This window comes from Bacillus sp. JZ109 (assembly GCF_053903135.1).
Genome location: NZ_CP096388.1, coordinates 701576 through 716041, shown reverse-complemented (window position 1 = coordinate 716041; position 14466 = coordinate 701576). Strand labels below are relative to the sequence as shown.

The window sequence follows — 14466 nt, the reverse complement described above, 5'->3', positions numbered from 1 at the left end:
GATTGAGATCACACCGTATACATTTATGAAAAAGGAGCTGCCAAAGAAATGTCTGAACTTTTTTCCGTCCCTTATTTTATTGAGAATTTAAAACAGCATATTGAAATGAATCAGTCTGAGGATAAAATCCACGCGATGAACAGCTACTACCGTTCCGTTGTTTCAACACTAGTGCAGGACCAGCTGACGAAAAACGCAGTTGTCCTGAAACGGATTCAGCATTTAGATGAAGCATACAACAAAGTCAAACGTGGAGAATCAAAATAAACCTTCCGCTCACATGTGAGCAGGAAGGTTTTCCTTCTTTGAGGCGTGCTGGATGAGCCGGGTGCCTGGCACTCCTTCCATCCAGGTATGAAAGTAATTGGCGTTTTTCCCATAGGAATTATCAATGACCGTGTTTTCTTTTTGAAGAAGAGAGGACAAGATGTGTCCGTGCAGCCTTGACGTTTCCACCGATTCGTAACGGCTGAAAAACCGAATGGCTTTTTGGACGATATAATCCGAGTATTTTCCCCATATATACGCAATGGGCAAAGGGTTGCCTGCTTTTTTATTCAGGACGTTCAGCGTTTGGAGAAAAGCAATCGTCCGGCGGTCTGAAGCTGACAGCACCGTGCGCCAGTCGTAGCTTTCCGCTTCTGTGTGTTCCTGAAGCGCCTGGTTTGCTTCATGATCTGTTCGGATAAATCTCAGCTTTTGATTGGACGGCTGCTGCGTGGGAATGACGGGAAACAGCTGATGAGCCATATCAGGCAGAAGCTGAATGTGATTTTTTGAAAAATAAGCCTGTGCCGTAGCATAGGAGGCTTTTTCCCTTGTCATGATGTGAAGGTTCGCATGCTTAGAAAATATCTCTGCCGTCCGTTTGAGGTTGTCTTTGTTTTGAAAATAAATCGATTGCGGCAGGATCACAATTTTGTGGTTCGGATAGGTTTGGACGATTTTCTCTCTAAAGCCTTGATAATACGGATACAGATCCCCGAAGTTTCCGCCTCCCTGGCAGACGATGATGAGATTAGGATCCAGCTTTCGCCCGACTGGAAAATTGTCAGGATTCCAGCGTTTTCTGACCCGAATCCCGTGTTCTTTAAAGAAGGCTTCTGTTCCTTTCATAATAAATAAATCCCCTACATTCCCATATAGAGGATAGTCAGCATATATAATCTCTGATTGTTTCGGAATGACGTCGAGCAGCCCGGACAGTTTCTGTTTCAGGCTGATCATCGAATGCTTGCTGTCCATTTCTTCACCTCGGCAGTTTGGAATAAGTGCAGTAGCACTTCAATGACCCGGTCTTGCTCATCTTCTGTCATATTGGACCCCGATGGGAGACAGATTCCTCGCTTGAACAAATCTTCGCATACGCTTCCTGTATCTTCATGAGAATAAAATAAAGCCGGATCGAATAGCTGCTGGGTATGGAGCGGCTTCCACAGCGGACGGGCTTCAATGTTTTCTTCAGCAAGACATTGAACTACGTCATATGGGCTGAGCCCGTTATCAAGTGTGAGCGTGGTGAGCCAGCGATTGGATACGCCTGCTGCGTACTCCGGCATAAAGCGGACGCCGGCTATGTGACCGAGCGCATTTTTGTATCTCGTGAAAATGGTCCTTCTTTTCTCCACTCGCTCATCCAGCACCTCAAGCTGGGCAATGCCGACGCCGGCTAAGATATTGCTCAGCCTGTAATTATGTCCAATTTGACTGTGTTGATAATGAACAGCCGGCTCTCGTGCCTGCGAAGCGAGAAATCTTGCTTTTTCCATTGCTGCTTCATCATTTGAAACGAGCATCCCTCCCCCTGATGTGGTAATGATTTTGTTCCCGTTAAATGAAAAAATGCCGAAGCGCCCGAAAGTTCCGCTTTGCTTCCCTTTATAGACTGTGCCGAGAGATTCGGCTGCGTCCTCAATGACAGGAACTCCGTATGCATCACACAGGCTTACGATTTCATCCATTTTCGCACTCTGCCCATATAGATTGACGGCAATCACCGCTTTTGGCAGTGTTCCGTTTCTTTTCGCTTCCTCCAATGCTCTTTCAAGGGCTGTCGGCGACATATTCCACGTATCAGGCTCAGAATCAATAAAGACGGGCACCGCTTTTTCATATAGAATCGGATTGGCGGTTGCTACAAATGTGAAGGACTGGCAAAACACGCTGTCACCTTCTTTTACCTCAAGCAAACGCAGCGCGAGATGAATCGCCGCCGTTCCTGAGCTGACCGCAGCAGCTGCTTTTACACCGACTCGTTCTGCCAGCTGCTCTTCAAATGAATTCACGAGCGGCCCAAGCGGCGCAATCCAGTTTGAGCGAAAGGCTTCTGAAATATAGTGCTGCTCCCTGCCGCTCATATGAGGGGGAGATAAGTAGATTTTTTTATGCATAGAATCATCCTTTGTTTGATGTTTGAATGGAAGAAATGATGCGTGCCGGAGCACCGGCCGCCGTTACCCTGTCCGGTATGGGACGGATCACCGCGGAGCCGGCTCCGACAATGCTCCAAGCCCCGATTGTGATCTGCGGTATGACGGATGCACCAGTTCCGACGTGAGCGCCTTCCTGAACGGAAACCGCTCCTGACAGCGTGACACGCGGGGACAGATGAACGTAATCGCTGATTTGATTGTCGTGCTCTGCCACTGCACCCGTATTGATGATGCAGTGGGCGCCGATGCGCGCATCCGCCTGAATGATCGCGCCCGCCATAATTACTGTCCCTTCCCCAATGACAGCCGACCTGCTGACGATGGCTGACGGGTGAATCAATGTAATAAAATCATCTTTCCTCAGTCCCAGTCGCTCCGCCAGCTGTTTTCTGACACTGTTATTCCCAACAGCAATCAGAAACAGCACATCAGGAATGAGCCTGCGTAGTTCAGTAACGGCTTCCGGCGGTCCTGTGTACCATTCTTTTCCGCCTTCGAACGTTTTGAATTTATCATCCAGCACCGCGGCTAAGCGCGTATCTGAGCGGGCGTTTATCAGCTCTCTGATCACCTTTCCGTGTCCGCCGTCACCCACAATGGCCACGTTTTTCATGAGGACACATCTCCGCTTCCGGTAAACCGTTCCGCGGTCACATGATTGGTTTGCTGAATCCCTTCTGAAACAAGGACCTTTCGCACCGTCAAACATAAAATTTTCAAATCAAGAAAAAATGACCGGTTGTCAACGTACCAAACATCTAATTCAAATTTCTTTTCCCAGGAAATCGCGTTTCTGCCATTGATTTGCGCCCAGCCTGTGATACCCGGCTTCACCTCATGGCGCCGTGCCTGTTTTTCTGTATAAAGAGGCAGATAGTCCATCAAAAGCGGCCGCGGCCCGACAAGGCTCAGATCGCCCTTCAGGACATTCAGGAGCTGCGGAAGCTCATCAATGCTCAGCTTTCTGATCAGCCTGCCTGTTTTCGTCAGCCGGACTTCATCGGGCAGCAGATTTCCCTCACCGTCCCGTTCATCCGTCATTGTCCGGAACTTATATAGGGTGAACGGTTTGCCGTGCAGGCCTGGCCTTACTTGCTTAAAGAAGACAGGTGATCCTATTTTCAGCCTGACAACGGCGATGGTGAACAGAATGATCACACTTGTACAGCACAACAAAAAAATGGCGGCCGTCAGATCAAAAAGTCGTTTCAGGATCAAAGATTCACAGCTCCTTTCGTTTTTCGAAACCGTTTTAATACCAGCTGTCTTTCCTCTTTTGTACAAACGAGCATAAAAGCGAAAACAGCGTAGAAAAAGCTGACTGTCACTCCCGTCGCTATCAATGACGGCCAGCTGTCAATCTTCACAATGAACTGAATTGCCTTACAGACCGTCCAGGCAAACACAGCGGCTGAAAGAGGCCCGATGATGCCTTTAAAGAACACGTGCTTTTTGTAGCCTGTAATGCGGGATACGTAAAGCGGCGTAAAGATGGCATTTTTTAAAATAAGAGAAATGGCCCCTGCCAATGTTATGCCGTACAGACCGAGATGAGCCGGCCCGCTCAGCGTGACCGCCAGCACCACATTCACCGCACCTAACAGCAGGGTAACAATCGCCGGTGTTTTTTGTTGATTAAAAGCGGTCCATATATAAAACAGCGGCATAAAGGCGAGACTGACAACCAAGTATCCGGCATGAATAAATAAAAGCGGTGCTATCGACGAAAAGGACGATCCGAGCCAGATTGTCAAAAAAGGCCCCGCCAATCCGCCCAATAAGGCAGCAGGAAGTGCAAGCAAAAGACCATTGAGCCTCACTGCCTTATTGGCGTAATTCATCAATCCGTCCATATCGCCTTTTGAATAATATGAAGTCATGATAGGCGCAAACAGGGATGCGACCGTTCCGGCCAAGCTGCGCAAAAGCAACGGAAACTGGATAATCGCCGCGTATTTCCCGGATGCGGACGCCCCAAGCATCAAATTGGCGGTTAACAGATCAATCTGCAAAAAAAGCAGGACGCCGATTTGATTGACGGAGCTCCATGCGCCCGCTTGAAACAGCTCCTTGCTTGTGCGGAATGAAAGATCCTTCATACGAAACGAAAACCACGGAATCAGCTTTTTGAAGAAATAGAAAGACAGCACAGACGCAATGACAGCACCAGCTAAAGCTGCAAGCTGGATCTGCCAGATTTTCGGCGCAAAGCATGCAAACAGGAGCAGCACAGACAGCACCCGTATAAGCATTTGCACCGCCTGAATGGAACTGGTGATATAAAGGCGGTTGGCATAAAATGGTGCAGCACCGAAACCCGCCATCAGAAACGTTAAAATAAACAGCACACTGCCGATTAAAATCGACAAACGCACATCTGCCAAAAGCGCTTGCGGCACATTCATGACGCGGTCAATAAAAAAAGCCGAACCCGCAAGCGGCAGCAAGAGCAGCAATGAAATCAAAACAGAGGCCGCTAAATAATTGCTGATATACGCATTTGCTTTCTCCCGCTCTCCCCTGTGGGCAGCAACAGAAAAGAATCGAACGACAACCGAGCTGAGCGCCACGGTGATAACCGAAAAGTAATTAATCACATTTTGTGTCAAGTGAACAAAGCCAAACGCTTCCACACCAAGCGTTTTGACAATAAAAGGCGTCATCCAAACCGATAGGAAAACGGACAAGAGAAAAGCCGTGAGATTAGCGCTGAAGTTTATCGTGAATTTCATGCCTGCTTCGCACTGCCTTTCATTGTCCCCCGATGCTCGAAAAACAGCTTGATGAGAAAAGTGAGCCGCCATTTACACAGTGCTAATACCAAACGCTCTCCTCTTAATAATTTCTCATGCTGAAACGGTGTATGTCTGACAGCCTGCCGCACCATGTCATAGGATAAAATCTGTCTGATCTTCTTTTTGATGTCTTTCGGCGAATTCGGAGAAGCACAGGCATTTGCCAAAAGCATCGGAAGCTGGTGCCTGCAAATGTACACATTCAAATCTTCTTTACATGCGCCTGCTAAGCCGTAGTGATTGTAGAATGCGATTTTAGCCTGATATTGTTTTTGAAGATGTTCATCCATCGCCGGCTTATAAGGAATTTCTGTCAGGCTGTTCGGGTTTTCACGATAAATGTACAATCCTTCATCAAGCATTTTCACCCGCTCCGCTTCGCAAAAAGCGGACAAATTGAAGGGAGAGTCTTCAGCAAAACGGATGTCTTCATCAAACAACAGATTCGCCCTTTCAAAAAGCTCACGACGGTAAAGATAACGCCATACATACCAGATAAATCTCGTTTCGTGAGCATGTTTAAGCTGTTCAGTCATTTCTGGTTTCGTCAGCACGCGGTTTGCCTCAAGCTGCGGTGGCACATATGTCCGCCTGTCCGATGACTGCTTGTAAAAACCGCATCCGACGATGTCAAGCTGATTTTGCTCCGCTTCTTCAGTCAGCCTCTGGAACATGGCGGATGATACATAATCGTCTCCGTCTACAAAGCCGATGTAAGTGCCCCGCGCGGCCTTTATTCCCGTATTTCGTGCTGAACTAAGCCCGCCGTTTGCCTGATGAATGACCCGGATTCTCGCATCCCGTTTTGCATAGTCCTCTGCAATCTCGCCTGAACGATCCGGTGTTCCGTCATTCACGAGGATGATTTCAATATCCGAAAGCGTTTGGCAAAGCAAAGAGTCAATGCACTCCCCTATAAATGGTTCAACATTATACATCGGGACAATAATGCTGACGAGCGGGGTCATTGCGCTTCACCGCTGATTTTGTCACGCAGACCTTTAAAATACACATCTCTCGGAAAGCCTGCACGGGTTGTTTCTTTTGTTAAAAGCTCATTGACTGCGGCTATTACGCGCTCTGGCTCCGGATGTTCTATCAGCTTCATGAACGGGATGTCTTTAAGCCATTGATAGCCCTCCATCACCTTATGGTCAAAGGAGCGAATGACAACACACGGCGTTCCTGTCAGCGCGCAAAAAATCATGCCATGAAGCCTGTCAGTGACGACGGCTTCTGCGCTTTGCAGCTTAGACCACAGTGCTTCAAGTTCTTGTTCGCGTGTATCCCGGCTGACCCGGCGGCCGATCGTTGTCGTAAAGGATTTGATCTCGCCGAATTCCTCAAATAGCGCAGCCTTGACCCGGTTCCTCTGGTCCTCCTGAAGCACGCTTTCCTGATCCTCGCGCAAACACATATAAACCCCTTCGCGTTCTGCGGGGGTCTTGCTTCTGTCTAAATACAGCACCATGTCCGGCTGCTTCAAAATTGTTTTTTCATGAAAATGCTGTTTCATAAATTGATACGTTGTTTCATCCCGTGCCATGAGCAATAGGCCGGGGTGCGCATTATAAATTTTCTGTGCCCGTTTCAGCTCTTTGCGCCCCTTTTTCGTGTCAGAAAAATGAGCCGTTGCCGGAAGCTGGACAACCCGATAGTCATGGAATGTTTTAATGATGAAGCGGCGCGTCCACTCCTCATAACGGTATAAATCCCCCATATTTCCGCCGCCGATGATAAAGACCATATCCTCCGGATGGCGCGAGCGGATCAGGTTTTTTGCTGATTTGTAAATGTCCTTCATATCGACCTCGACGATGTCAAAGTCCGGGTATTCTTGCTCAAGAAATGCCTTGCTGGCATAGGCAATTGCGTGATCTCCCAAATTGTCATGGGACGGCAGCAGGGTCAGTATGATTTTTTTCTGATGTGCTGCGGCCTTTACCGGTTGATCTGCCGCTCCCAGCCAATATTGGGACGGGTATTTGACCTTTAGCAGCAGCCATTCTGCAAAATTGATTTTCAACGATTGTAACGACATGTCCTCACCCTCTGTTTCTCATTTTGTACTCGATCACCCGCTGATACACAGCCGATGCCATAGCGACGAACGGAATCATTCTGTATTTCGCCATCAGAAGCAGGCATGACAGTTTTGCGTCAAAAGGAGCGGTACCCGTTTTTGAAAGACTTTCTTGAAACACCGGGTCCGCGCATATCACGCCAACATTTCTAAGCTTTTCAAACAGCCGGCGGCTGCCGCTCGTTTTCCATTCATTCAGCATACAGATGCTGCTGTGAAGAACGATAAAGGTATCAAGCTCCTTGCGATACTCCTCCAGTTTGTTGTTCTCCTGTAAAAACGCCGCATTCGCCTCATACAGCGCAAGTCCTGATTCAAACAATTTTTTCTGATAGCGCTGCACAATGGAGGAAAGGTGAATTCGATAATGATAGAGCGGCGTTTTTACGTAGGATACTGAGCGGGCGAAAAAGTGAGCCCTGAAGCTGAAAAACTGATCCTCGACATGCTCCAGCTCGCCTCGGAGCGGAAACGACAGCCGATGGGCTTCAATCATGCTTCTTCTGTACAGTTTGTTCCATGAAAACCCTCTGACCTTCCCTTCGAATAACGCCTTGATATAGTGCTCCTTCGGCTGATCCTGATAGGTTTGGGCAATGTCTGAGTCCATGGTTTTGCCAGTGTCCTCAAACTCTGCGGCGTAATTGCAAATGACCAGATCAGTTTTATCGCCTGCTGCCCGGAGCATCTGCTCGCAATAATCAGGCTCAATCCAATCGTCTGAATCGATAAACGCGATAAATTCGCCGCGTGCCGCCTCAATGCCTTTATTCCGAACCGCACCGAGACCCTGGTTCTTCTGATGAATCACCTTGAACCTGTTGTCCATTTTGGCGTATTCTTCTGCGATATCCGGGCTGGCGTCTGCTGAACCGTCATTAACAATGATGATTTCTATATTGTCCACTGTCTGGTTCCGCAGGGATTCGAGACACGTTCTGATATATGTTTCTGTGTTATAAACAGCGACTAACAGACTAACCGCAGGTGTTTCCATAATGACCGGCTCCTCTTGCATAAATTACCGGGAAAAAATCGTTCTGTAAGGCAGAACCGATGAATCGACCGGCATAAGCAAATAACTGTAAAGAAAATAACAAACAACGATAGCGATATAGATAAGAGCGTTCGATTTTTCATCAAATATCCTGACGAAATAAGGGACTAGGATCATTTGATACAGACCGAAATAAATATTGAATCTGGCAAAAATCACGTCCTTTGTGGCCAAAAGGCCGAACAAAAAACCTAGCAGGCACAAATTGACGACAATATCAATTTGCGGCCACAGACTCCGCAGTCGTTCTTTATAGCAAAATGCAAGGAACAGCGGCAGAACCAAAACAGCGATTTTGATCACATTCATTCCATTTGTGTTCGTCATGAGCCATTTTTCATAATGGCTGTATGAGCTGTTTTCAAGTACAACGACAAACACAGAAATAAATTTTTGATATAAAAATGTCATTCCGAGAAATAAAGCGGATAGGCCGAATATCGCCGGAGACCAGGCTTTTCTTTTGACAATAAAGTACACCGGAATCATAATCAGCGCGGACGAATGAAAGAGCGAGCTGACCAGCACAATCAGGAAATATCGCTTCCAGTTCCCGCTGATGATATAACGGATCGCCCAAAACAAAACAGCTGCCACCATGTACTGCCTGATGCCGTTAAAAGACGCGTAGTAATGAAAGGTTCCCAAAAATAAAAAGACACTCAGCTCAAACGGCCTGCCATAGTCGGCGAGTGTCTTCATAATAAAGCTGTAGGTCACGACCGCCACCGTAAAATACATGATTTGAGGATCTTCCGTGATGAAATTCATCAGCCAAAGGAGTGCGGTAAACCCCGGATCTGTCGCTGTTTTTGCTGTGCCGAAACCGAATATCTGCCACACATTTTGATAATCGCCCGCCAATTCGTACAGCAGCGTATACGTCTGAAAATCCGTGCCGACTCGATAGCGGAGACCTGACACGAGCACAAGTGAAGCGAGCGGGATCCAGATCAAAAGCTTATTCGGCCGATACCCCGTGGCAAGCGAATCGTCACGGCCGCCGCACATTTTAGCGAACCAAGACCAAATAAATACAATCCCCATATTGACGGCATATACAATCATCGGTTATGGTCCTTTTCCGTGCTGATGTTGTATACATTCAGCAGCGCTCCTACATTTTGCTGTGCATCGTAGCCAAGTTGAGCGAGTGTTTCTTTGATGAACTCACGCTTCGGCCTGCCTGCGGCGGCGGCCCTTGCAATGGTTTCAGCCCAGACGCTGATCGGCTCAGAAAGACTTAATCTTGTGACAAGCCCGAGACCGGCGTCGACTTTTTCTGTAATGCTGTCTGAAATGATGCATGGAAGCCCCGACGCCTGCGCTTCCACAAGCACAACCGGCAAGCCTTCGTACAGAGACGGCATGACAAATACATCGAATGTTCGCATCAGTTCATGGATCCGTTCTTCCGTGCCTAAAAAGAGGACGTCTGATAGCAAATTCTGCTGCCGCGCCTCCTCCTCTATCTCCCCGCGCAACGGCCCGTCTCCCGCCAGAACGAGCTGAAAGCGAACGCCTCTTTCCTTGAGATGTGCGGCAAGCTTCAACAGGAACGCGTGGTTTTTCACTTCATGAAACCGGGCCACATGGCCAATGATGAGCCGGTCGGCTGCAATGCCGCGTGCTGCTTTTTCTTCATCAGCCGCCTGCCCATTTGGGGCGAACAACTCAAGGTCAATCCCGTTAGGAAGAAGGTGAACACGCTCCCGCTCCATATTGGACTGTCCAAATAAAAACCTGCCCGCATCCTCTCCGCAGGCACACAGCGCTGTCGCATTTGCCAAAATGAGCCGCCTGAACACGAGCAGCTGCAATCGATCCTTCCAGTTGAAGCCGGTCTTCCAAGACGTATTGTGGGAGTGGCATACCCTGACCGGCACTCCGGCGAGCCTTGCCGCAAGGGCGATAAAACCCGTTTGGAAATCCGTGTGCGCATGAACGGCGCTGAACGGCCCATTTTCTTTTATCACGTTTCTCACATTCCTCACAAATGTAAGGGGATTGCTTTGCCCAATGCTCGGGACATAAAAAAGCCGCCCGCCTAAAGATAAAATCTCTTCATCATAAGCGCACGGATCATTTCGATACGTTAAAAAATCAAATTGCACTTTGCTTTTGTCCATCTTCCGATATAAATTCATTACCATGGTTTCCGCGCCGCCCCTGTTCATGCCGCTGAGAACATGGAGCACGCGCTTTTGGCTGCTATTCATGCTTGACAAGCCCTTCCTTTTGGTTCATCACTCTTTTTTTATGGTAGCGATTCATCACAGCTGCAGGCATAAAGGCGCGAATTAACGGTTTTGCGATATATATGTAATCAGATAAAGGAAGCTTCAAGCGTCTGCACGCCTGATAGACAAGAATGGCATTGTCGATTGAATACGTAAATGACCGCCGTTTGAATGCATCGCTGTCTTCCCTCACTTTATACAAGGCTTCCTGAAGATTATAGCCCCTGAAGCCCTCTTCAAAAAAGCGAAGCCACAAATCAATATCTTCCATTCGTCTCGTCCGCCGCACCGACCGGTAGCCTTTCAGCGTGCGGTAGGCACTCGCTCTCATCATAATCGTGCCGTGGCAAAATGGAGTCCCTTTTGCCATGATGCCCGGCTCCGGAACAGAAGGCAGAATGCGGGTGCCTCTTACGCCAAATTCATCAAACACAAGCATGCCGGTGCCAACCACCTGATAGTGTCGGTGCTTTTCTAAAAACGCGACCTGCTTTTCCAGACGGCGCGGAAACGAAAGGTCATCTCCGTCCTGACGTGCGATATAATCGCCTGTCGCATGCGAAAGACAATGATTTAATGATGCGGCAAGCCGCTTATTTGTTTTGTTTTGAATCAGTTTGATGCGGTCGCTGTAATGAGCGGCATACTGCTTCGCGATACGGAGCGTGCCGTCTGTTGACGCATCATCGCACAAAATCAGCTCCCAATTTTTATAGGATTGGCTGAGAATGGATTCTATGCTTTCTGCCAAAGTGCGTTCGCAATTATAAATGCCCATAATGACAGAAACTTTCGGTCCTGAGTTCATACGCTTTTCTCCTTTGTATCCATATCCATGTACGCGGAATAAATATCTGCCATTTCTTCCACCGTTCGCGCCTCCGAGAAGCGCAAGGCTGTTTTTCGGCCTTCCTGTCCCAGCTTTCGGCAGATCTCCGGCTTATGGTAAAGCTGTTCAATCCGGCGGGCAAAAGCAGCACTGTCACCGATTTTGATCAGAAAACCGTTTTCTCCGTCGCGAATGATTTCCCGATGCCCGCGATTATCTGTGGCGATCGCCGGTTTTTCTGCCGCCATTCCCTCAAGCACATTCATGCCGAGGCCCTCTCTAATGCTGGATGCGACAGATACATCCGCAAGCTGAATCAGCTCATGTATGTCGCTGCAAAAGCCGTAAAAACAGACATTGGCGGAGGCACCAAGCTTTTCAGCTAACATTTGATACGTTTGTTCCATTGCCCCTTCCCCGGCAAACACAAGGCGGAGCGAGGGAATTTTTTCTTTTAGCAAGGCTGCGGCTTCAATTAACTGCTTCTGGTTTTTGTTCAGATTGAGCTCAGCCGGATAAACCAATATAAAATCATCTTCACGGAACCCGTGCTTTTCTCTGAGTCTTTGCTGCTCTATCGGACTGACAGGCCGGAAACGCTCGGTGTTGACGCCAATGCCGTGAATTTTCTGCGTCCTTCCGCCCGGCCTTTGAAGTCCTTTCGCCCGTTTATAATCCTCTTCATTAATCGTAATCAGGCAGTCCGTATATGCTGAAAGCCATTTCTCGACCGGATAGTAAAGAAGCCAATTTTTCATTGGTGCTCCTTTGCAGAAGTGAAATCCGTGCGCTGTATACAGCACCTTTGTTCCGTGCCGCCGTGCCTGCCTCGCCGCCAGTCTGGCGAGAACGCCGCCGACCGGTGTATGGCAATGGACAATGTCGTATTCATAAGTGTCGATCACTTTCTTCAACTGCCTATAAACGGCCAGGTTCTGAGGGTCAAAAGGTGACCTGCGAATCGGGATGGAGAATTTCTCATCTACATACGGCAGCTTGGTTTGTCCGTTCGCGGCGACATGAACCTCCCAGCCCCTTTGTTTAAACCATTTAAAATAAGGGAGGTGAAAGGCCTTAAAATGATAATCAACAGTCGCGCAAAACAAGATCTTTTTCGTCATTTTCACTCCCCCTAATGAACACTGGCAGCCGTCATTTTGTCTGATGTATTGATTGCCGCAAACAGCCTCGCTCTCAGGTCGGCTTCCGACAGCTCATGAAAATCCTCGATAAAGCGCATCAGCACCGGCCAATCACCGTCCACCGCTTTACCGATGTGAATTTTCGGAAAGATTTGTTCAGCATGGACTTCATTTTTGTTCAGTAATTCTTCATACATTTTTTCGCCCGGACGAATGCCTGTGAATTCGATTGGAACCTGCTCTGTCGTGTAGCCGGACAAATGAATGAGGTTTTTGGCAAGATCTACAATCTTTACGGGCTCTCCCATATCGAGAACAAAAATCTGACGCCCTTTCGCCAGTGCCCCAGCCTGAATCACAAGCCTTGATGCCTCGGGAATCGTCATGAAATAGCGGGTCATTGCCGGATGTGTTACTGTCACCGGGCCGCCTTTTTCAATCTGTTTTTTGAAAATCGGAATGACGCTGCCTCGGCTCCCGAGTACATTGCCGAAGCGAACAGCGACAAATTTGGTTCTGCTGACTTTCCCAAGATTCATAATAATCATCTCTGCGAATCGTTTTGTCGCCCCCATTACGTTGGCTGGGTTCACCGCTTTGTCCGATGAAATCAGCACGAATGTCTCTGTTCCCGACATATCGGCTGCTTCCGCGACATTTTTTGTTCCGATAATATTGTTTTTGACCGCCTCTTCAGGATTATGTTCCATTAAAGGCACATGCTTATGGGCAGCTGCATGATAGACAACATGCGGCTCGTATTTTTTCATCAATGTAAACATTTTATCGCGGTCCTGCACATCAGCGATTTCCGTATGGAACACAATGTGTTTGCCGAATCGTCCGTTCAGCTCTGTATAAATTGAATGAATGCTGTTTTCCCCATGGCCGAGCAGAATAATTTCCTTAGGCTGAAACGCACTGATCTGCCGGCAGATTTCTGAGCCGATTGATCCGCCCGCTCCCGTGACGAGAACTGTTTTTCCTTTGATGCGATTCGAAATTTCGCTAGTGTCGAGGGTTACCGGCTTTCTGCCGAGCAAGTCCTCAGCTTTTACATCTCTAATTTGTCCGGCAGTTCGTGTGCCAAGCAGCATTTCATCAAAATGAGGCATAATTTTAATGCTTACTCCGGTTCGCACACATTCTTTATATAACACCTGAAGCTCATGGGTGCGGAGTGAAGGAATGGCAATAATAATAAAATTAATTTTGAGCTTTTGCACCGCAGGCATGATACTTTCTTTTCCGCCGATTACGGGCAGCCCCATAATTTCTAATTTATGCTTCGTTTGGTCGTCATCAATAAAAGCGACAGGTATGATATCTGGTTCATCTTTCGAAAGCAGCTGCCTGACCATCAGAGTCCCACCTGAGCCCGCCCCGATAATCAGCGCGCGGGACGAGGCGCAGCGTTTTTTCCTGATGCTTTCGTTTAATACTCTGGATAAAATACGGGTCCCTCCAATAGACAAAAGCTGAAGCACCCAACACGCGGTTAACAGTCGGAAGAACATCGTGTGATACACAGCATACTGAATGACGCCGGTCACAGCGGCTGAAAGCGTAATGCCCTTAAGCAGAACAATCAGCTCGCCAAGTCCGGTGTATGTCCACACCTGTTTATACTGATTGAACAGGAAAGCACACACATGATAGCTGAGGAGCAAGCTGACAGCGGTAAGCAGTAATGCTCCGGAGTCATAAAATTGATAGGAATCTTTTAAAAATTGATATCCTGCAATAACTGAATTTAAAACGAGGTAAGTATCCAGCGCAATAATCATTGACAGTCTTCTCCGGTAACTCAACCTTTTCCCCCCTAATTCTTTTATCGGTTTAGCTGCGGCGGTTTTCGTCTCTCCAAAAAATCAGCAGCAGCTAAACC

General features: G+C 48.0%; 14 protein-coding genes. 1 reads left to right on the top strand and 13 read right to left on the bottom strand.

Annotated elements, in window-relative coordinates; genetic code table 11:
• Positions 1-48: 48 nt before the first annotated feature.
• Positions 49-267, top strand: a complete 219-nt coding sequence (gene yvfG / locus M1D94_RS03645) for a protein YvfG (protein ID WP_003219905.1) — start codon at positions 49-51, stop codon at positions 265-267.
• Positions 268-276: 9 nt separating this feature from the next.
• Here yvfG and M1D94_RS03640 read toward each other — a convergent pair whose 3' ends face one another.
• Genes M1D94_RS03640 through M1D94_RS03580 form a run of 13 tightly spaced genes read right to left on the bottom strand, consistent with a single transcriptional unit; the run spans position 277 to position 14389 of the window.
• Positions 277-1245, bottom strand: a complete 969-nt coding sequence (locus M1D94_RS03640) for a polysaccharide pyruvyl transferase family protein (RefSeq protein ID WP_032726893.1) — start codon at positions 1243-1245, stop codon at positions 277-279.
• Positions 1224-2390, bottom strand: coding sequence for a DegT/DnrJ/EryC1/StrS family aminotransferase (locus M1D94_RS03635; protein WP_283933790.1), 1167 nt, complete (start codon positions 2388-2390; stop codon positions 1224-1226). Before M1D94_RS03635 ends, M1D94_RS03640 begins: the two co-directional genes overlap by 22 nt.
• Before the next feature lie 4 nt (positions 2391-2394).
• Positions 2395-3045 carry an acetyltransferase gene (locus tag M1D94_RS03630; RefSeq protein ID WP_014480944.1) on the bottom strand — a complete coding sequence of 217 codons (651 nt, stop codon included), beginning with the start codon at positions 3043-3045 and terminating at the stop codon, positions 2395-2397.
• On the bottom strand, positions 3042-3650 hold the full coding sequence (locus tag M1D94_RS03625) for a sugar transferase (protein WP_015251185.1): 609 nt from the start codon (positions 3648-3650) through the stop codon (positions 3042-3044). The genes M1D94_RS03630 and M1D94_RS03625 overlap by 4 nt, the downstream gene beginning before the upstream one ends.
• A complete protein-coding gene (locus tag M1D94_RS03620; RefSeq protein WP_085185724.1) occupies positions 3647-5164 on the bottom strand; it encodes an MATE family efflux transporter in 1518 nt (505 codons plus the stop codon). The genes M1D94_RS03625 and M1D94_RS03620 overlap by 4 nt, the downstream gene beginning before the upstream one ends.
• Positions 5161-6195: a glycosyltransferase gene (locus M1D94_RS03615; RefSeq protein WP_321541206.1), complete on the bottom strand. Its 1035-nt coding sequence runs from the start codon at positions 6193-6195 to the stop codon at positions 5161-5163. Before M1D94_RS03615 ends, M1D94_RS03620 begins: the two co-directional genes overlap by 4 nt.
• Positions 6192-7268: a polysaccharide pyruvyl transferase family protein gene (locus M1D94_RS03610; RefSeq protein WP_249852315.1), complete on the bottom strand. Its 1077-nt coding sequence runs from the start codon at positions 7266-7268 to the stop codon at positions 6192-6194. The genes M1D94_RS03615 and M1D94_RS03610 overlap by 4 nt, the downstream gene beginning before the upstream one ends.
• A 4-nt stretch (positions 7269-7272) precedes the next feature.
• The gene (locus M1D94_RS03605) at positions 7273-8307 is read right to left on the bottom strand and encodes a glycosyltransferase family 2 protein (protein ID WP_456270421.1); all 1035 of its coding nucleotides are present in this window, start codon (positions 8305-8307) and stop codon (positions 7273-7275) included.
• Between the two features lie 24 nt (positions 8308-8331).
• Positions 8332-9435, bottom strand: a complete 1104-nt coding sequence (gene epsG, locus M1D94_RS03600) for a biofilm exopolysaccharide biosynthesis protein EpsG (RefSeq protein ID WP_122894738.1) — start codon at positions 9433-9435, stop codon at positions 8332-8334.
• Positions 9432-10586: a glycosyltransferase family 1 protein gene (locus tag M1D94_RS03595; protein WP_041850509.1), complete on the bottom strand. Its 1155-nt coding sequence runs from the start codon at positions 10584-10586 to the stop codon at positions 9432-9434. Before M1D94_RS03595 ends, epsG begins: the two co-directional genes overlap by 4 nt.
• A complete protein-coding gene (gene epsE, locus M1D94_RS03590; protein WP_003228255.1) occupies positions 10579-11415 on the bottom strand; it encodes a glycosyltransferase EpsE in 837 nt (278 codons plus the stop codon). The genes M1D94_RS03595 and epsE overlap by 8 nt, the downstream gene beginning before the upstream one ends.
• Positions 11412-12557 carry a glycosyltransferase family 4 protein gene (locus M1D94_RS03585; RefSeq protein WP_032677035.1) on the bottom strand — a complete coding sequence of 382 codons (1146 nt, stop codon included), beginning with the start codon at positions 12555-12557 and terminating at the stop codon, positions 11412-11414. Before M1D94_RS03585 ends, epsE begins: the two co-directional genes overlap by 4 nt.
• An 11-nt stretch (positions 12558-12568) precedes the next feature.
• Complete coding sequence (locus M1D94_RS03580; RefSeq protein WP_172861509.1) at positions 12569-14389, bottom strand: polysaccharide biosynthesis protein; 1821 nt, start codon at positions 14387-14389, stop codon at positions 12569-12571.
• Between the last annotated feature and the right edge of the window lie 77 nt (positions 14390-14466).

What these genes read in the sequence shown, in the direction of transcription:
- yvfG (WP_003219905.1), top strand. Translation starts at nt 49, where the DNA reads ATGTCTGAACTTTTTTCCGTCCCTTATTTTATTGAGAATTTAAAACAG.
- M1D94_RS03640 (WP_032726893.1), bottom strand. Translation starts at nt 1,245, where the DNA reads ATGGACAGCAAGCATTCGATGATCAGCCTGAAACAGAAACTGTCCGGG.
- M1D94_RS03635 (WP_283933790.1), bottom strand. Translation starts at nt 2,390, where the DNA reads ATGCATAAAAAAATCTACTTATCTCCCCCTCATATGAGCGGCAGGGAG.
- M1D94_RS03630 (WP_014480944.1), bottom strand. Translation starts at nt 3,045, where the DNA reads ATGAAAAACGTGGCCATTGTGGGTGACGGCGGACACGGAAAGGTGATC.
- M1D94_RS03620 (WP_085185724.1), bottom strand. Translation starts at nt 5,164, where the DNA reads ATGAAATTCACGATAAACTTCAGCGCTAATCTCACGGCTTTTCTCTTG.
- M1D94_RS03615 (WP_321541206.1), bottom strand. Translation starts at nt 6,195, where the DNA reads ATGACCCCGCTCGTCAGCATTATTGTCCCGATGTATAATGTTGAACCA.
- M1D94_RS03610 (WP_249852315.1), bottom strand. Translation starts at nt 7,268, where the DNA reads ATGTCGTTACAATCGTTGAAAATCAATTTTGCAGAATGGCTGCTGCTA.
- M1D94_RS03605 (WP_456270421.1), bottom strand. Translation starts at nt 8,307, where the DNA reads ATGGAAACACCTGCGGTTAGTCTGTTAGTCGCTGTTTATAACACAGAA.
- epsG (WP_122894738.1), bottom strand. Translation starts at nt 9,435, where the DNA reads ATGATTGTATATGCCGTCAATATGGGGATTGTATTTATTTGGTCTTGG.
- M1D94_RS03595 (WP_041850509.1), bottom strand. Translation starts at nt 10,586, where the DNA reads ATGAATAGCAGCCAAAAGCGCGTGCTCCATGTTCTCAGCGGCATGAAC.
- epsE (WP_003228255.1), bottom strand. Translation starts at nt 11,415, where the DNA reads ATGAACTCAGGACCGAAAGTTTCTGTCATTATGGGCATTTATAATTGC.
- M1D94_RS03585 (WP_032677035.1), bottom strand. Translation starts at nt 12,557, where the DNA reads ATGACGAAAAAGATCTTGTTTTGCGCGACTGTTGATTATCATTTTAAG.